The sequence below is a fragment of the Variovorax sp. dw_308 genome (genome assembly GCF_019207085.1).
GTDB lineage: Bacteria > Pseudomonadota > Gammaproteobacteria > Burkholderiales > Burkholderiaceae_C > Variovorax.
In genome coordinates this window covers 101,300-117,857 of the sequence record NZ_JAATOM010000011.1, presented here as the reverse complement: position 1 = coordinate 117,857, position 16,558 = coordinate 101,300, and the positions used below count along the sequence as shown (strand labels likewise).

14 protein-coding genes and 1 tRNA gene are annotated in these 16,558 nt (G+C 65.8%); 5 read left to right on the top strand and 10 right to left on the bottom strand.

Annotation, left to right across the window (positions count from 1 at the left end; genetic code table 11):
• Positions 1-6: 6 nt before the first annotated feature.
• The 7 genes from clpX to HCU76_RS21170 all read right to left on the bottom strand — a co-directional run bounded on the left by clpX (position 7) and on the right by HCU76_RS21170 (position 10,102).
• Positions 7-1,272 carry an ATP-dependent Clp protease ATP-binding subunit ClpX gene (clpX, locus tag HCU76_RS21200; RefSeq protein WP_213954222.1) on the bottom strand — a complete coding sequence of 422 codons (1,266 nt, stop codon included), beginning with the start codon at positions 1,270-1,272 and terminating at the stop codon, positions 7-9.
• A gap of 131 nt (positions 1,273-1,403) precedes the next feature.
• Positions 1,404-2,012, bottom strand: a complete 609-nt coding sequence (clpP, locus tag HCU76_RS21195; RefSeq protein ID WP_218510558.1) for an ATP-dependent Clp endopeptidase proteolytic subunit ClpP — start codon at positions 2,010-2,012, stop codon at positions 1,404-1,406.
• 101 nt (positions 2,013-2,113) lie between these two features.
• Entirely contained in the window at positions 2,114-3,433 is a 1,320-nt protein-coding gene (gene tig, locus HCU76_RS21190; RefSeq protein ID WP_213954220.1) for a trigger factor, read from the bottom strand.
• Positions 3,434-3,461: 28 nt separating this feature from the next.
• Positions 3,462-3,548 (bottom strand) — tRNA-Leu (locus tag HCU76_RS21185).
• Positions 3,549-3,622: 74 nt separating this feature from the next.
• A complete protein-coding gene (locus HCU76_RS21180; RefSeq protein WP_213954219.1) occupies positions 3,623-6,871 on the bottom strand; it encodes an efflux RND transporter permease subunit in 3,249 nt (1,082 codons plus the stop codon).
• Positions 6,868-8,046 (bottom strand): efflux RND transporter periplasmic adaptor subunit, encoded by a 1,179-nt coding sequence (locus HCU76_RS21175; RefSeq protein WP_213954218.1) that lies wholly within the window; start codon positions 8,044-8,046, stop codon positions 6,868-6,870. Before HCU76_RS21175 ends, HCU76_RS21180 begins: the two co-directional genes overlap by 4 nt.
• Before the next feature lie 145 nt (positions 8,047-8,191).
• Positions 8,192-10,102, bottom strand: a complete 1,911-nt coding sequence (locus HCU76_RS21170; RefSeq protein ID WP_371319872.1) for a potassium transporter Kup — start codon at positions 10,100-10,102, stop codon at positions 8,192-8,194.
• A gap of 10 nt (positions 10,103-10,112) precedes the next feature.
• Here HCU76_RS21170 and hpnC point away from each other — a divergent pair, with 10 nt between their 5' ends.
• From hpnC to hpnE, 3 genes are read left to right on the top strand one after another with little or no spacing between them, the layout of a single operon-like run.
• Complete coding sequence (hpnC, locus tag HCU76_RS21165; protein ID WP_213954217.1) at positions 10,113-10,988, top strand: squalene synthase HpnC; 876 nt, start codon at positions 10,113-10,115, stop codon at positions 10,986-10,988.
• Positions 10,989-11,034: 46 nt separating this feature from the next.
• Positions 11,035-11,877 carry a presqualene diphosphate synthase HpnD gene (gene hpnD / locus HCU76_RS21160; protein WP_213954216.1) on the top strand — a complete coding sequence of 281 codons (843 nt, stop codon included), beginning with the start codon at positions 11,035-11,037 and terminating at the stop codon, positions 11,875-11,877.
• Between the two features lie 58 nt (positions 11,878-11,935).
• On the top strand, positions 11,936-13,204 hold the full coding sequence (hpnE, locus tag HCU76_RS21155) for a hydroxysqualene dehydroxylase HpnE (protein WP_345944640.1): 1,269 nt from the start codon (positions 11,936-11,938) through the stop codon (positions 13,202-13,204).
• A gap of 27 nt (positions 13,205-13,231) precedes the next feature.
• Here the strand turns inward: hpnE and HCU76_RS21150 are convergent, their stop codons facing one another.
• Complete coding sequence (locus HCU76_RS21150) at positions 13,232-13,960, bottom strand: HAD family hydrolase (protein ID WP_213954215.1); 729 nt, start codon at positions 13,958-13,960, stop codon at positions 13,232-13,234.
• A gap of 15 nt (positions 13,961-13,975) precedes the next feature.
• Between HCU76_RS21150 and hemH the strand changes: the two genes are divergently transcribed.
• Positions 13,976-15,007 (top strand): ferrochelatase, encoded by a 1,032-nt coding sequence (gene hemH, locus HCU76_RS21145; protein WP_213954214.1) that lies wholly within the window; start codon positions 13,976-13,978, stop codon positions 15,005-15,007.
• Between the two features lie 3 nt (positions 15,008-15,010).
• On the opposite strand, the gene HCU76_RS21140 is transcribed toward hemH, so the two are convergent.
• Entirely contained in the window at positions 15,011-15,553 is a 543-nt protein-coding gene (locus tag HCU76_RS21140; protein WP_213954213.1) for a thioredoxin family protein, read from the bottom strand.
• Positions 15,554-15,746: 193 nt separating this feature from the next.
• Between HCU76_RS21140 and HCU76_RS21135 the strand changes: the two genes are divergently transcribed.
• Complete coding sequence (locus tag HCU76_RS21135) at positions 15,747-16,022, top strand: hypothetical protein (protein ID WP_218510557.1); 276 nt, start codon at positions 15,747-15,749, stop codon at positions 16,020-16,022.
• Here HCU76_RS21135 and HCU76_RS21130 read toward each other — a convergent pair.
• Positions 16,004-16,510, bottom strand: a complete 507-nt coding sequence (locus tag HCU76_RS21130) for a DUF1993 family protein (protein ID WP_213954211.1) — start codon at positions 16,508-16,510, stop codon at positions 16,004-16,006. The genes HCU76_RS21135 and HCU76_RS21130 overlap by 19 nt on opposite strands.
• Positions 16,511-16,558 lie beyond the last annotated feature (48 nt).

Here is a 16,558-nt window from a genome sequence, read left to right as displayed (position 1 = left end):
GATCACCTAAGCCTTTTTGGCCGCCTCGCGGTAGACGAGCAACGGTGGCTTGCTTTCGTCGATGGTCGATTCCTCGACCACGACCTTGTCGACGTTGGTGGCATTCGGCAGCTCGAACATCGTGTCGATCAGTGACTGTTCGAGGATGGAGCGCAGCCCGCGCGCACCGGTCTTGCGGGCCAGCGCCTTGCGGGCGATGGCCTTCAACGCGGCCGGGCGAATCTCGAGGTCCACGCCCTCCATCTGCAGCAGCTTGGTGAACTGCTTGACGACGGCATTCTTGGGCTCGGTCAGGATCTGCACCAGCGCGTCTTCGCTCAACTCGGCCAGCGAAGCGACGACGGGCATGCGGCCCACCAGCTCCGGAATCAAGCCGAACTTGATCAGGTCTTCCGGCTCGACCTCGCGGAACACTTCCGTGATGCTGCGCTGCGCCTTGCTGCGCACCGATGCGCCGAAGCCGATGCCCGAGGCTTCGGTGCGGTTCTCGATGACCTTCTCCAGCCCCGCGAATGCACCGCCGCAGATGAACAGGATGTTGGTCGTGTCGATCTGCAGGAAGTCCTGGTTCGGATGCTTGCGCCCGCCCTGCGGCGGCACGCTGGCCATGGTGCCTTCGATGAGCTTCAGCAGCGCCTGCTGCACGCCCTCGCCAGAGACATCGCGCGTGATGGACGGGTTGTCGGACTTGCGCGAGATCTTGTCGATCTCGTCGATGTAGACGATGCCGCGCTGGGCACGCTCCACCTCGTAGTTGCAGCTCTGCAGCAGCTTCTGGATGATGTTCTCGACGTCTTCGCCGACATAGCCGGCCTCGGTCAACGTCGTCGCATCGGCCATCACGAAGGGCACGTCGAGCATGCGCGCGAGCGTTTGTGCCAGCAGCGTCTTGCCGGAGCCCGTGGGGCCGATCAGCAGGATGTTGCTCTTGCTGAGTTCGACGTCGTCGCCCTTGGATTTTTCCTTGTGACGCAGGCGCTTGTAGTGGTTGTAGACCGCCACCGCGAGCATGCGCTTGGCCGGCTCCTGGCCGATCACGTAGTTGTCGAGGTTGGCCTTGATCTCAAGCGGCGTGGGAAGGTCGTTGCGGGCGTCGCGCACTTCCTCGCCGGCCGGCAGTTCGTCGCGAATGATCTCGTTGCACAGGTCGATGCATTCGTCGCAGATGAACACCGACGGACCGGCGATCAGCTTCTTGACCTCGTGCTGGCTCTTCCCGCAGAACGAGCAGTAAAGCGTCTTTTCGCTGGAGGAGCCTTTTTTCTCGGCCATGAAGGTGCCTCGTAACTGGAATTTAACAATGATAGCGAAACAAAAACGGCGTTCCCCGTGTGGGCAAACGCCGTTGTTGCTCGAATACGCGCCCCCGGCGCGGTACTGGCGCCGCAGCGCTTTGCAGCAAATCAGCTGCGCTTGGAGATCACCTGGTCAATCAGGCCGTATTCCTTGGACTCGTCGGCCGTCAGGAAATAGTCGCGTTCGGTGTCGCGGGCAATTTTCTCAAAGCTCTGGCCGGTCCGTTCAGCCAGGATTTTGTTCATTTGCTCGCGCGTCTTCAAAATGTCACGGGCATGAATCTCGATATCCGTAGCCTGGCCGCGTGCGCCGCCCAGCACCTGGTGGATCATGACCTTGGAGTTGGGCAGCGAGAAACGCTTGCCCTTTTCACCCGCCGCCAGCAGAAAGGCGCCCATGCTGGCCGCGAAGCCGATGCACAGCGTCGACACGGCCGGCTTGATGAACTGCATGGTGTCGTAGATCGCCATGCCGGCGCTCACGCTGCCGCCCGGGGAATTGATGTAGAACGAGATGTCCTTGTCCGGGTTTTCGCTCTCGAGGAACAGCAACTGCGCCACCACGAGATTGGCGGTCTGGTCGTTGACCTCGCCGACCAGGAAAATCACGCGCTCCTTCAGCAAGCGCGAATAGATGTCATAGGACCGCTCGCCGCGGCCCGATTGCTCGATCACCATCGGCACCATGCCGAGAGCTTTAGTGTCCAGTGCGCTCATGAAAATGCTCCGTTCAGTGCTTGACCTTGCCGGGGGATGCCGGCACGGTGCAAATGGGGTGGGCTTGCGCCGTTACAAGCCCGCCGCGCATGCAGTATCGATCAGCCTTGTTGCTGCTGAGCCATCAGCTCGTCGAACGAGACAGCCTTGTCGGCGACCTGCGCCTTGCCCAGGACGAATTCGGTCACGTTGTTCTCGATGACCACCGATTCGACTTCGGCCAGGCGGTTGTTGTCGCTGAAATACCAACGGACGACGTCCTGCGGCTTTTCGTAGCTGGCAGCCAGCTCGTCGACGTGCGCCTTGATCTGCTCCGGCTTGGCCTGCAGGTTGTTGGCACGAACGAGCTCGGCGACCACGAGGCCCAGGCGCACGCGGCGTTCGGCCTGCGCCTGGAAGATTTCTTCGGGAATCGGCGCCTTGTCGGCGTCCTTGATGCCGCGCTGCTTGAGTTCGGCGCGGGCGCCTTCGACCATGCGCTGGACTTCCTGCTGCACGCTCGCCTTGGGCAGGTCGAGCTCGGCATTGGCGATGAGCGCGTCCATCACGGCGGTCTTGTTCTTGGACAGCAAGCGGAACTTCACTTCGCGCTCGAGGTTGCGCTTGATGTCGGCGCGCAGGCCTTCGACGGTGGCTTCGGCGATGCCGAGCGACTTGGCGAGTTGTTCGTTGACTTCGGGCAGGTTCGTCGACTCGATCTTTTTCACGGTGACCATGAAGTCGGCTTGCTTGCCGGCCACGTCCTTGCCGTGATAGTCGACCGGGAAGGACAGCGGGAAGGTGCGGCTGTCGCCGTTCTTCAGGCCGCGCACCGCATCTTCGAATTCCTTGAGCATCTGGCCTTCGCCGATGATGAACTGGAAGTCCTCGGCCTTGCCGCCCTGGAAGGTTTCGCCGTCGATCTTGCCTTCGAAGTCGACCGTCACGCGGTCGGTGTCTTGGGCTTGTGCGTCGAGCGCGCGTTGCGCGAAAGTGCGGCGTTGCTTGCGCAGGATGTCGAGGGTCTTGTCGATCGCTTCGTCGCTGACATCTGCCGTGAGCCGTTCAATGGTGGCGCCGGACAGGTCGTTGATCTTGACTTCGGGGAACACTTCGAAGACGGCGTCGAAGGCCAGTTGGCCTTCGGGCGCTTCTTCCTTTTCCGTGATGCGGGGCTGGCCAGCGACGCGCAGCTTGGCTTCGTTGGCGGCTTGCGAGAAGGCTTCGCCGACCTTGTCGTTCATGACCTCGTAGTGCACCGAGTAGCCATAGCGCTGGGCCACGACGTTCATCGGCACCTTGCCCGGACGGAAGCCGTCCATCTTCACGGTGCGCGCGAGCTTCTTGAGGCGCGAATCGACTTCGTTCTGGATGGAGCCGACCGGCAGGGTCAGCGTGATCTTGCGCTCGAGCTTCTCGAGGGTCTCAACAGTCACGGTCATTTTTTGTTCCTCAAAAGGAGTTTGGAGCTGGTGCGCGGGGCCGGACTCGAACCGGCACGTTCTTGCGAACGTCAGGACCTAAACCTGGTGCGTCTACCAATTTCGCCACCCGCGCGGTCCGATGAAATCAACGAAAAACGGGCGGCCCTTTGTGCAGACCACCCGCTCGAAATCGGTCAACTGCGCATTTTAAGCTGGAACGGAAGCCGCTTTTGGCTCGCGCCTCACACGGAATGCAGCGGCATACATCGCGGGCAGCGCCAGCAGCGTCAGCACGGTGGCCACGATGAGGCCGCCCATGATCGCCACGGCCATCGGACCCCAGAACACGCTGCGCGAGAGCGGGATCATCGCCAGCACCGCGGCCGCGGCGGTCAGCACGATCGGCCGCAACCGGCGCACCGCAGATTCGACGATCGCATCCCAGGCCGGCACGCCGGCGCGGCGGTCGCTTTCGATCTGGTCGATCAGGATCACCGAGTTGCGCTGGATCATGCCCATCAGCGCGATCACGCCGAGCAGCGCGACGAAGCCGAACGGACGATCGAGCAGCAGCAACGCGCCGGCCACGCCCGCGATGCCGAGCGGGCCGGTGATGAAGACCAGCAGCGATCGGCTGAAGCTGTGCAGTTGCAGCACCAGCAGGGTGAAGACCAGGAACAACATGATCGGCACGCCTGCCACGATGGAGGACGAGCCCTTGCTGCTCTCCTCCACGGCGCCGGCCACGGCGATGCGGTAGTTGACCTGGCCGTCGGCGCGCCATTTGCCTTCCAGTTCGCGCAACTTCGGCAGCAGTTCGTTGGTGACCGTCGCGCCCTGGAGGCCCTCGACGATGTCGCCCTGCACGGTGATGGCGTAGTCGCGGTTCTCGCGCCACATCACGCCGGGCTCCCAGGTGAAGACCGGCCTGGCGATCTGCGTGAGCGGGATCGAACGGCCCGATGCGGTGGGCAGGTAGGCGTTGCCGATGTCGGAGATGGCTTCGCGCTCGTCGGGCGACTGGCGCAGCACGATGTCGATGAGCCTGTCGCTTTCGCGGTACTGGCCGACCGGGGTGCCGGTGAACATGGTGCGGGAGGCCTGTGCGATCGCCTGGCTCGTGATGCCCAGCGCCCGCGCCTTGGCCTGGTCGACTTCGAGGCGGATGACCTTGACCGACTCGTTCCAGTTGTCGTTGACGCCGCGCATGTGGGTGTTCTCGCGCAGGACCGCCTTGACCTCGTCGGCGTGCAGGCGCAGTTGGGTCGGGTCCGTGCCGGTCACGCGGAACTGCACTGGGTAGGTGACCGGCGGTCCGTTGGGCAGCAGCTTCACGCGGCCGCGCACTTCGGGGAATTCCTGCGCCAGCAGCGCCGGGACCTTGATGCGCAAGGCCTCGCGCTGCTTCAGGTCGCGGGCCAGCACGATGAACTGCGACACGTTGGTCTGGGGAAAGACCTGGTCGAGCGGAAGGTAGAAGCGCGGCGCGCCCGAGCCGATCCAGGTGGCGACCGAGGTCACGCCAGTCTCCTCCATGAAGCGCCGCTCGACGCGCCGGGTCACTTCCTCGTTGGCGGTGAACGAGGTGCCTTCCGGGAACCAGATCTCGACCATCAGTTCAGGCCGGCTCGAATCGGGGAAGAACTGCTGCTGCACCCGGCCCATGCCGACAATGCCCAGTCCGAAGATTAGGACGGTCGCGCCGATGGTGATCCAGCGGTGCGTCACGCACCAGTTCACCGCGCGCCGAAAGCTGTTGTAGAACGGCGTGTCGAACAACTCGTGCGGCGGTGCATCGGGGTCGTGCGGCTTGACCTTGAGCAGCACCGTGCCGAGGTAGGGCACGAAGTACACCGACACGATCCACGACAGCACCAGCGCCACCACCGTCACGCCGAAGATCGCGAAGGTGTATTCGCCGACCTGCGACTTGGCCAGGCCGATCGGCAGGAAGCCGGCCGCCGTGATCAGCGTGCCGGTGAGCATCGGCATGGCCGTCACTTCATACGCGAAGGTCGCGGCGCGGACCTTGTCGTAGCCCTCTTCCATCTTCCGAACCATCATCTCGACGGCAATGATCGCGTCATCCACCAGCAGGCCGAGCGCGATGATCAGCGAGCCCAGCGAGATCTTGTGCAGCCCGATGCCGAAGTAGTTCATCGCGAGGAAGGTGACGGCCAGCACCAGTGGAATGGTGATCGCCACCACGAGGCCCGGTCGCAGGTCCACATACCAGCCCCCCGTGAAGCGCGTCCAGCCCTGCCTCTTGCCCTTGTGCAGGCCGAGCGAAATGAAACTCACGCCGAGCACGATCACCACCGCCTCGATCAGCGTGCCGACGAACTCGTTGACCGAGCGCGACACGGCCACCGGCTGGTCCTGCACCTGCGCGAGTTGCACGCCGGCGGGCAGGCGCTTCTCGATGTCGGCGGTGGCGGTGCGCAAGGCCTTGCCCAACGCGATGATGTCGCCGCCCTTGGCCATCGAGATGCCGAGGCCGATGACCTCCTCGCCCTGGTAGTGCATCTTCACGGCGGGCGGATCGACGTAGCCGCGCTTGACCTCGGCGATGTCGCCGAGCTTGAGCAGGCTGCCCGAAGAGCCGCGGATCGGCATCGCGCGCAGCTGCTCGACGCTGGTGAACTGGCCGCCCACGCGCACCTGCAGCACGTCGTTGGGCGACTGGATGGTGCCGGCGCTTTCCACCGCGTTCTGCGCACCGAGCTGGGCCAGCACCGCGTTGAAGTCGAGGCCCAGTTGCGCGAGGCGTTTCTGCGAGACCTCGATCCAGATCTTCTCGTCCTGCACGCCGAACTGGTCGACCTTGGCCACGTCCTTCACGCGCAGCAGTTGCTGGCGCACGTCGTCCGCAAAGTCCTTGAGCTCGGCATAGCTGAAGCCGTCGCTTTCCAGCGCGTAGATCACGCCGTAGACATCGCCGAACTCGTCGTTGAAGAAGGGGCCCTGGATGGTGCCGGGCAGCGTGTAGCGCATGTCGCCGATCTTCTTGCGCACCGTGTACCAGACGTTGGGCACGTCGGCGGGCTTCGACGAGTCCTTGATGGTGAGGATGATCTGCGACTCGCCGGGCTTGGAGTAGCTGCGGATGCGGTCGGCGAAAGGCACTTCCTGCAGCGTCTTCTCGAGCTTGTCCGTGACCTGTTCCGCCACCTGCTGGGCGGTGGCGCCGGGCCAGTAGGTGCGCACCACCATCGCGCGGAAGGTGAAGGGCGGGTCTTCGTCCTGGCCGAGCTGGAAGTACGAGGCGAAGCCCAGCAGCATCAGCACGAGCATCAGGTAGCGCGTGAGCGGACCGTGGTCGAGCGCCCACTTGGAGAGGTTGAAGCCGGGCTTCCGCTCAGCCGCTGGCGTGCTCGTTGCCGCCCCCGCGACCGGGCGTTCGTGTCCTTGCCGCTCGCCAAGAGACGGCGAGCCCGGTTCTTCGGCCGCGCTCATCGCGAGGCGCCCGCCGGCATCGGGTCGAACGCCTTTACCTGTCGCTGCGAAGGCGCGGCGGGCGTCGAGATCACCTTGGGCTCATAGAGCGTGACCTTCTGGTTCGGCTGCAGCACATGCACGCCCGCGACCACCACCAGCATTCCCGGCGCGAGGCCGTCTGCGAGCACGGCTTCGTTGCCGTCCGCAGTCGCGAGCCGCACCGGCTGCGAACGCACCGTCATCGTGTTCTTGTCGAGCACCCAGACCGCGCTGTTCAGGCCGTCCTGGCGCAGCGCGCTGGTCGGCAGCTTGATCACCGCCACGCCGCTGTGCGACAGCGACTTCGGGCGCGCGTAGACGGTGCTGCCGAGCGGCGGGGATTTCGCGGCGTCGATCGCGACCTTCACGGTGTAGGTTCGCGTCACCGGGTCGGCGCTCACGGCGACCTCGCGCACCGTGCCGTCGATCTCGCGTTCATCCGACCAGCCGCGCACCGCGACCGGCGAGCCGACCTTGACCAGACCCGCGCGGTCTTCCGGCACGGAGAACACCACGTCGCGGGCGCCATCCTGCGCGATGCGCACCACCGGCATGCCGGCCGTGACCACCTGCCCCGGCTCGGCCTCGATGGCCGTGACGATGCCCGACACATCGGCCACCAACGTCGTGTAGCTCGCCTGGTTGCCTTGGGACGAAAGCTGCGCCTGCGCCTGCTCGAACTGGGCCTGCGCCGCCTTGAAGGTGTTCTCGCGGTTCTCCAGGTCGGCGCCGCTGATGAAGTTCTGATCGCGCAATTCCTTGTAGCGCTTGAGGTGGGCCGCGGCGAGGTCGCGATTGGTCGTGGCCGCGGCCAGTTGGGCGCGTGCGGCATCGGCGGCGAGGCGATAGTCCTGCGGATCGAGCTGGGCCAGCACCTGGCCGGCCTTCACCTGCTGGCCGATTTCCGCCTGGCGCCGGGTGATCTTGCCCGCCACGCGAAAACCCAGGCGCGATTCGATGCGGGGCCTGACCTCGGCGGAGAACTCGGGTTCGGTGCCGAAGGCGCTGGCGCCGACGGTCATGACCTTCACCGCACGCACCGGCTCTTCGGTGGCAACGGGCTTGCTGCAACCGGCCAGCGCGGTGGTGGCCAGCAGGAGCGCGAAAACCTTGCTGGGGAGGGTTGGGAAGCGGCGCGAATCGGTCTCGGTCATGGAACCCTCAGGAATGGATCGGTCCAGTTACTGACCGGGCGGTTAGTAATCTAGGGTAAACGCGAATCCTTGTCAATGACAAACAATCGGCCGAATGAAACAGGGCCTCCGAAGAGGCCCTGTTGGCAGATTGGCGAGAACGGCCCTAATTGCGCTGCCCCATCTCCACCAGCCGATTACCCGGCAGTTCGAAATAGTCCGACGCCCTGCCCGCGTTGCGCTGGAGCCAGCCGAAGAGCGCCTGACGCACCGGGTTCATGCCTGGCAGCTGCCCAGGCGTGACCGACGCGCGCGAAGTGAAGTAGGACGTGCTCATCGCCTCGCAGGCCAGCCCCTTCTGGTAGGCAAAGATGCGCACGAATTCAGGCACGTCGGGCCGCTCCATGAAGCCGTGGTTGGCTGTCACCGCCCAGATGCCGTGGCCCAAGTCGCGCGCCACGATCCGATGGGCGGCATCGACGCGCGGGGTCGGGCTGGAATGCACCACCAGCACGATCACCTGCGCATGCAGCACTTGGTTGTGCTTGAGGTTGTGCAGCAGCGCGTGCGGCACCGAGATCGCATCGGCATTCAGGAACACGGCCGTGCCGCCGACCCGGTGCGGCATGTGGCCCGCCAACGATTCGATGAAGGGCTCCAGTGGCAACTGGTGGGCTTCGGCTGCCTTCAGGCCCAGCCGCCGGCCCTTGGACCAGGTCGTGAACAAGATCATCACCAACAACGCCACGGCCAGCGTCAGCCACCCGCCTTGCGCCACCTTGAGGCTGTTGGCCACCACGAAAGTCAGGTCGATCGCGGCGAAGACGCTGGCGCCGGCGACCACCGCCACGCGGTTCCAGCGCCACAGCTCGTAGGCCACCACGCTTGCCAGCAAGGTCGTGGTGACCATCGTGATCGAGACCGCGATGCCATAGGCCGCCGACAGCGCGCTGGAACTGCCGAATCCGACCACCAGCAGCAGCACGCCCACCATCAGCAGCCAGTTGATGGTGGGCACGTAGACCTGCCCGATGGCGGCGCCGGAAGTCTGCACGATGCGCATGCGCGGCAGGTAGCCCATGCGCATGGCCTGCGCGGTGAGCGAGAAAGCCCCCGAGATCACCGCCTGCGACGCGATCACGGTGGCAAACGCGGCCAGCGCCACCATCGGCAGCACGGCCCACGACGGGAACATGCGGAAGAAGGGGTTGTCGATGGCGGCCGGGTTGCCCAGCACCAGCGCGCCCTGGCCGAAGTAGTTGAGCACCAGCCCGGGCATCGCGACGAAGAGCCAGGCAATGCGGATCGGTCGGGCGCCGAAATGACCCATGTCGGCATAGAGCGCCTCGCCGCCGGTGAAGGCCAGGAACACCGCGCCCAGCACAGCGAGCGACTGGGCCCGGTGCGTGACCAGGAACCCGGCTGCGCGGCTCGGATCGAGCGCCGCCAGCACCTGTGGCTGCTTCAGCACTTGCAGCAGGCCGGCCACGCCGAGCACCACGAACCACAGCAACATGACCGGCCCGAACACCTTGCCGACCGCATGCGTGCCATGGCGCTGCACCGCGAACAACGCGACCAGGATGGCCATGGTGATCGGTACGATGAAAGGCTTCAATGCATGGGCCTCCACCTCCAGCCCCTCGACGGCCGACAGCACCGAGATGGCCGGCGTGATCAGGCTGTCGCCGTAGAACATGGCCGCGCCGACCAGGCCCAGCAGGCCGAGGAGGCGCCACAGCCACGCGGGCGTGTGCGGACCCTTCACCGAGCGCCGCGCGAGTGCCTGCAGGGCCAGGATGCCGCCTTCGCCGTCGTAGTCCGCACGCAGCACGAAGATCACGTACTTGAAGGTGACGACCACCGTCAAGCCCCAGAAGATCAGCGACAACAGGCCCAGCACCGCATCGGGCGTGAAGGCGACGCCGTGCTCCGGATTCAGCGTTTCCTTGAAGGCATAGAGCGGCGAGGTGCCGATGTCGCCGAAGACCACACCCAGGGCCGCCACCATCACGCCCAGCGATCCGCCGCCATGACCCGCGTGGCCGGATTGGGAAGGCGTGGCCGAGGACGTCATGTGCGCAGGGATGGTACAGCCGTGCCCGACAATCCGCCGCGTGGCTGAACATTATGAAAACTTCCCCGTCGCCTCGCTGCTCTGTCCGCCGCGGCTGCGACCTCCCATCACGGCCATCTATGGCTTCGCGCGCACGGCCGACGACATCGCGGACGAAGGCGATGCCTCCGCCGATGAACGGCTGGCCCAGCTGAAGGCGTATCGCGCCGACCTGCGCGCCGTGGCGCGCGGCAGCAAGGTTTCGGCCCGCTGGCCCGAGGTGTTCGGCCCGCTGGCCAAGGCGATGCACGACTTCGCACTGCCGGAGCCGCTGCTGGCCGCCCTGCTCTCTGCCTTCGCGCAGGACATCGAGAAATCCCGCGACGGCACCGACTACATCGACCGCGCCCAGCTTCTCGACTATTGCTCGCGCTCGGCCAACCCGATCGGGCGGCTGATGTTGCACCTGTTCGACATCCATGAGCCGGTGTCGCAGACGCAAAGCGATGCGATCTGCACATCGTTGCAGCTCATCAATTTCTGGCAGGACCCGAGCGTGGACCTGCCGCGGGGCCGCCTGTACTTTCCGCTGGCCGATTGCGCGGCGCATCGCGTGAAGCCGGGCAAGCTCAAGGCCTTCACTGCGGCCTCCGCCGTGCCGCCGTCGCAAGCCATGAAGAAGCTGATCGCCGCCGAGGTCGCCTGGGCGCGCGAGCTGATGCAGCAGGGCGCGCCGCTGGTGCACCGCGTGCCGGGACGCATGGGCTGGGAGCTGCGCCTCGTGGTGCAGGGCGGGCTGCGGATCCTCGACAAGATCGAGGCGCTGGACTTCGACACGCTGCGCCATCGCCCGACCGTCGGGGCGACGGACGCGCCGCTGCTGGCCTGGCGCGCGATGCTGATGTAAGCGCAGCGCGTCGTTGACAATTGGGGGCAATGACCCCGGATTCACGATGACCACGCCCGAGCAATACGTCCAGCAAAAAGCCGCCGCATCGGGCAGCAGCTTCTACTACGCCTTCCTCTTCCTGCCGAAGCCGCGCCGTGCGGCCATCACGGCCTTCTATGCTTTCTGCCGCGAGGTCGACGACGTGGTCGACGAAGTGCGCGACCCCGGCGTCGCGGCCACCAAGCTCGCCTGGTGGCGCACCGAGGTGGCGCAGGCGTTTGCCGGCCAGCCAAGCCATCCGGTGATGAAGGCGCTGATGCCCTGCGCCGCCGAATTCGGCATCGAGGCGCGGCAATTGCAGCAGGTCATCGACGGCTGCCAGATGGACCTGGAACAGACGCGCTACCTCGCGTTTCCCAACCTCGCGCAGTACTGCCACCTGGTGGCCGGCGTGGTCGGCGAGGTGGCTGCGCGCATCTTCGGCCAGACCGAGCAAAGCACCACCGGGTACGCGCACAAGCTGGGCCTGGCGCTGCAGTTGACCAACATCATTCGCGACGTGGGCGAAGACGCGATGCGAGGCCGCATCTACCTGCCGGTGAATGAGCTGCAGCAGTTCGATGTGAAGGCGCACGAGTTGCTCAACCGCGTGTACTCCGAGCGCTTCGTCGCGCTGATGAAGTTCCAGGCCGCGCGCGCCCATGCGGCCTACGACGAGGCGCTGGCGCTGCTGCCCCCCGCCGACCGGCGCACGCAGAAGCCCGGCCTGATGATGGCCAGCATCTATCGCACGCTGCTGCGCGAGATCGAGGGCGACAACTTCCAGGTGCTGAACCAGCGCGTGAGCCTGACGCCCGTGCGCAAGCTGTGGCTCGCATGGCGCGTACAAGCCCTGGGCCGCATGTGACTTCGGTATTCCTCCCTCTCCCGCAAGCGGGAGAGGGTCGGGGTGAGGGCAAGGGCCGGTGACCCAGCGCATAGCCATCATCGGCGCCGGCTGGTCCGGCCTCGCCGCCGCAGTCGAAGCGATTGCGGCGGGCCATCAAGTCCATGTCTTCGAAACCGCGCACACCCTCGGTGGCCGCGCGCGCGCCGTGCAGGCGACGCTTGGCAATGGCACTCCCATCACGCTCGACAGCGGCCAGCACATCATGATCGGCGCCTATGCGCAGACCTTGCGGCTGATGCGGCACGTGGGCATCGATGTCGAAAAGGCCCTGCTGCGCACGCCGCTGGCGATGGTGTTCCCCGACGGCAACGGCTTGCGCCTGCCGAAGCTGCCCGCGCCGATCGATGCGTTGGCTGGCATCCTCGCGGTGCGCGGCTGGTCGTGGCGCGACAAGCTCGCGTTGCTGCGAATCGCCGTCGGCTGGCAGCGTGCGGGTTTTCGCTGCGATGCCTCCCTGTCCGTCGCCGATTTGTGCACCGGCCTCACACCGCGCGTGCGCGAAGAGATGGTCGATCCGCTCTGCGTTTCCGCGCTCAACACGCCGACGGCGCAGGCCAGCGGGCAGGTCTTCCTGCGGGTATTGCGCGATGCGATGTTCGGCATGAGCGGCGGCTCCAACCTGCTGCTGCCGCGGCAGGACCTGGGCGCGTTGTTCCCCGACGCCGCGGCACGCTGGATCGGCGAACGCGGCGGCCGCATTGCGGTCGGCCATCGCGTGCAGACGATCGCGCCCGCAGCGGGCGCCTGGCAGGTCGATGGCGAGGGCTTCGATGCGGTCTTGCTCGCCTGCCCACCGGGCGAAGCGGCTCGCGTGGTGGAAGGCAGCGGGGTCGGCAACAGCGCCTGGTGTGCCCAGGCTCGCGCGCTGCGCTTCGAAGCCATCGCGACGATCTACCTCGAAGGCGGGCATCGGCTGGCGGAACCGATGCTGGCACTGCGCTCGACGCCGGATGCGCCCGCGCAATTCGTGTTCGACCGATCGCAGCTATGCGGCGATACGGGCGTGTGGGCCATGGTGGTCAGCGCCAGCGGGACCGAACGCGCCGCGCTGGAGGCCCAGGTCTGCGCCCAAGCCGTTGCGCAACTGGGCTGCGCCGATCCGCGCGTACTGCAAACCGTCATCGACAAGCGCGCGACCTTTGCTTGCACGCCCGGCCTCGAGCGCCCGGCCATGGCGATCGCACCGGGCCTGCGCGCCTGTGGCGACTACGTCGAAGGCCCCTATCCCGCGACGCTGGAAGGCGCGGTGCTCGCAGCCATCGCGGCCGTTTCGGCGTTGTCCTGAGCAAGCCGGATCGACGGGCGGGCCGATTCAGTTCGGCCCAGGCTCCAGCGCCGCGCAAAGCGCATGAAGATTCGGCACGATCAGTTGCGGATGCATTCCATGCACCCAGGGCCGCTCGTCGCGCACCAGCCAGGCTGCCTGCATGCCGGCATTCAGCGCGCCGACCACGTCGAGTTCCGCGTCGTCGCCCACATGCAGCACATCGCGCGGCAGCAGCCCGATCGATGCGGCGGCGGCTCGGAAGATCGGCGCCTGCGGCTTGCCGCTGCCGAACGAGCGCGCGCTGAACGCGGTGCGGAACCAGCGCCCGACGCCAGTGAGATGGATGTCGGCATTGCCGTTGGAAATGGCCACGAGCGGATAGCGTTCGCTGAGCCATCGCAGCGCGGGCAATGCATCGTCGTAGAGCTTGACCCGCTGGCGCGCCGCAAAGAACGCATCGAAGGCCGGCTCGGCCAGCGCCGGGTCTTCGCCGGCGCGCTTGAGCGCGGCGCGGATCGACTCCAGGCGCATCAGGCTCATGTCGTGTGCGAGATCCGAGCGCTCCTTCTCCGTGGCCTCGCGCAATTCGCGCATCACGCCGGGGGTGAGCAGCAAGGCCGCGGTCCGGGGCGCTGCGGCTTCCAGCCACTTGTGCAACGTGCGCTCTGCGTATTCGATGGTGGGCCAGATCGGCCAGAGGGTGTCGTCGAGGTCGAGGGTGATGCCCGCAATGCGCTTCACATCGAGCGGCGGGGCCAGGGTCGCGGAGGTCATGCGCCAGAATACCCCATGCCTTTTCGCCCCGAACCGCCTGCAGTTTCTCCTGCCGACGAGCGCGTTGCCGTGCTCTGGTGCAATCTTGGCTCGCCCGACGCGCCCACCGCCGCCGCCGTAAGAACCTACCTTGCCGATTTCCTGAGCGACCCGCGCGTGGTCGAGATACCCAGGCTGCTGTGGTCGCTGATCCTGCACGGCATCATCCTGCGCACGCGGCCATCCAGGTCGGCCGCCAAGTATGCAAGCGTGTGGACGCCCGAGGGCTCGCCGTTGAAGACGTGGACGCGCAAGCAGGCCGTGATGCTGCAGGGCTGGCTCGGCGAACGCGGCCATCGCGTGAAGGTGGTCGAGGCGATGCGCTATGCCAATCCGTCGATCGCCGCGCAACTCGATGCGCTCAAGGCCGAAGGCGTGACGCGAGTGCTGGTGCTGCAGGCCTATCCGCAGTATTCCGCGACCACGACGGCCAGCGTGATCGATGCGGTGGGCGACTGGAGCCGCGAGGTGCGCCGTGTGCCCGAGTTCCGCTTCGTCAACCAGTACCACGATGACGCGCTCTACATCGAGGCGCTGGCCGCCAGCGTGCAGGCGCACTGGAAGCACCACGGCCCGCCCGACCAGTTGGTGATGAGCTTTCACGGCATTCCGGCGCGCAACGTGCAACTGGGTGATCCGTACCAGGCGCAGTGCCTTGAAACGGGGCGCCTGCTGGCCGAGCGGCTGGGCTTGCCGGTTGACCGGTACCGCCTCACCTTCCAGTCGCGCTTCGGCCGCGCGACGTGGCTGGAGCCCTATACCGAGCCGACGCTGCGTGCGCTGGGCGCGGCGGGCGTCGGCCGCGTCGATGTGATGTGCCCCGGTTTCCCGGCGGATTGCCTGGAGACGCTGGAGGAGATTGCGATGGAAGGACGGGATGCGTTCCTGACCTCGGGCGGCAAGGAGTTTCACTACATCCCCTGCCTCAACGACAGCCATGCATGGATTACTGCGCTGGCCGGCATCGCCGAGCGGAACCTGCTCGGGTGGCCCACCGGCGCTCAGTGAGGGTCAGCCACCGGCCGGTTGCGCGAGCAGCGACTGGATGGCCGCATCCATCTCCGCGTACTGGCCTTCGCCGAAGTGCTTGCGACGCACGTGGCCCGATTTGTCGACGAGGTAGAAGGCAGGCCAGTATTGGTTCTCGTAGGCCTTCCAGGTCGAAAAGCCGTTGTCCTGCGCCACCGGGTAGCGGATATCGAAACGTTGCAGCGCCGCCTCGACGTTCGATGTCAGTTTCTCGAACGCAAACTCAGGCGTGTGCACGCCGATCACGACGAACCCCTGGTCCTTGTATTTCTCGTACCAGCGCACGACGTGCGGCAGCGTATTGACGCAGTTGATGCACGAATAAGTCCAGAAGTCGACCAGCACCACCTTGCCGGCCAACCCCTGCATCGAGAGTGGGGCCGAGTTGAGCCACTTGTCGATGCCCGTGAACTCGGGTGCGGCACCCAGGTCGCCTGCAGGCGACGCAGCCAGCGTGAACCACGGCATCGCCGCCAAGCCCAGCATGGCGGCCGAGAAATTGCGCCGAGGAAGGAGTTTGGTCATGGTCAGAATCCTTTGAACATCGTTCGAAGGAAGTTCGGATCAGCACGAGGATGGCGTACTGGTGTTTACCCTGGATTCATTTCACGACGAGAGCGGCTTGTAGTAGTCCGGCTATGCCGAAAGAGAGACGCCATCCTGCAACGCCTTGAGCCAATCGGCACATTGACCCTTTGCGGCGCGCGGGAGATTCTTGATGCCCATGAAACACGCATTCAGGATCGCCGCCACCGCTCTTGCGTTGATTGCCTGCATCGTCGCGCTGGGGGCAGTGGCGACGCTGCTGTATGACGCGATCATGGGAGCGCGACAGGACTTCGGCACGCTCGGCATCCTGCTGTTGACCGGAATGCTGGCGGGCCAATGCCGCATCCTGTGGGTGCTGCTGCACCCGGTGACGGCCGAGGAACTGGACGCGCCGTTCGCGTCGGCCGTGTCAGCCGTCCGCGAGCCTCAGGCCCGGCCGAGATAGTCGCGCTTCCCGATCGGCACGCCGTTGTGCCGAAGGATGTCGTAGGCGGTGGTGACGTGGAAGAAGAAGTTCGGCAACGCAAAGTGCAGCAGGTAGCCCTGGCCGGTGAAGTTCAATTCCGTCGGGCCGGCCTTGAAGCTGACCGGGCGTTCCTCGCTGGCTGCAAAAGACTCACGCGTCAGCCCCTGTAGCCATTCACGCGTCTTCGCAATGCGGGCCTTCAGTTCCGCGAAGGTGGTTTCGTTGTCTTCGTACTTCGGCGCGGCGATGCCGGTCAGGCGTGCCGCGGCGAGCTTGGCCGTGTCACTGGCGATGTTGATCTGCGCGGACAGCGGCAGCATGTCCTCGGCCAACCTCGCGCCCACGAGCGTGGCGGGATCGATGCCGGTGGCACTGGCATGGGCCAGGCCCTTGTCGAGCAGGTGCGAGAGCTGGTTCAGGTTGTGCAGGAAGACGGTGACGGATGCGTCGTACATGGAGAGGGGCATGGGGGTCTCTTTGTGGTGAACAGGCGCGCGATTGTGACGGCAAATTTC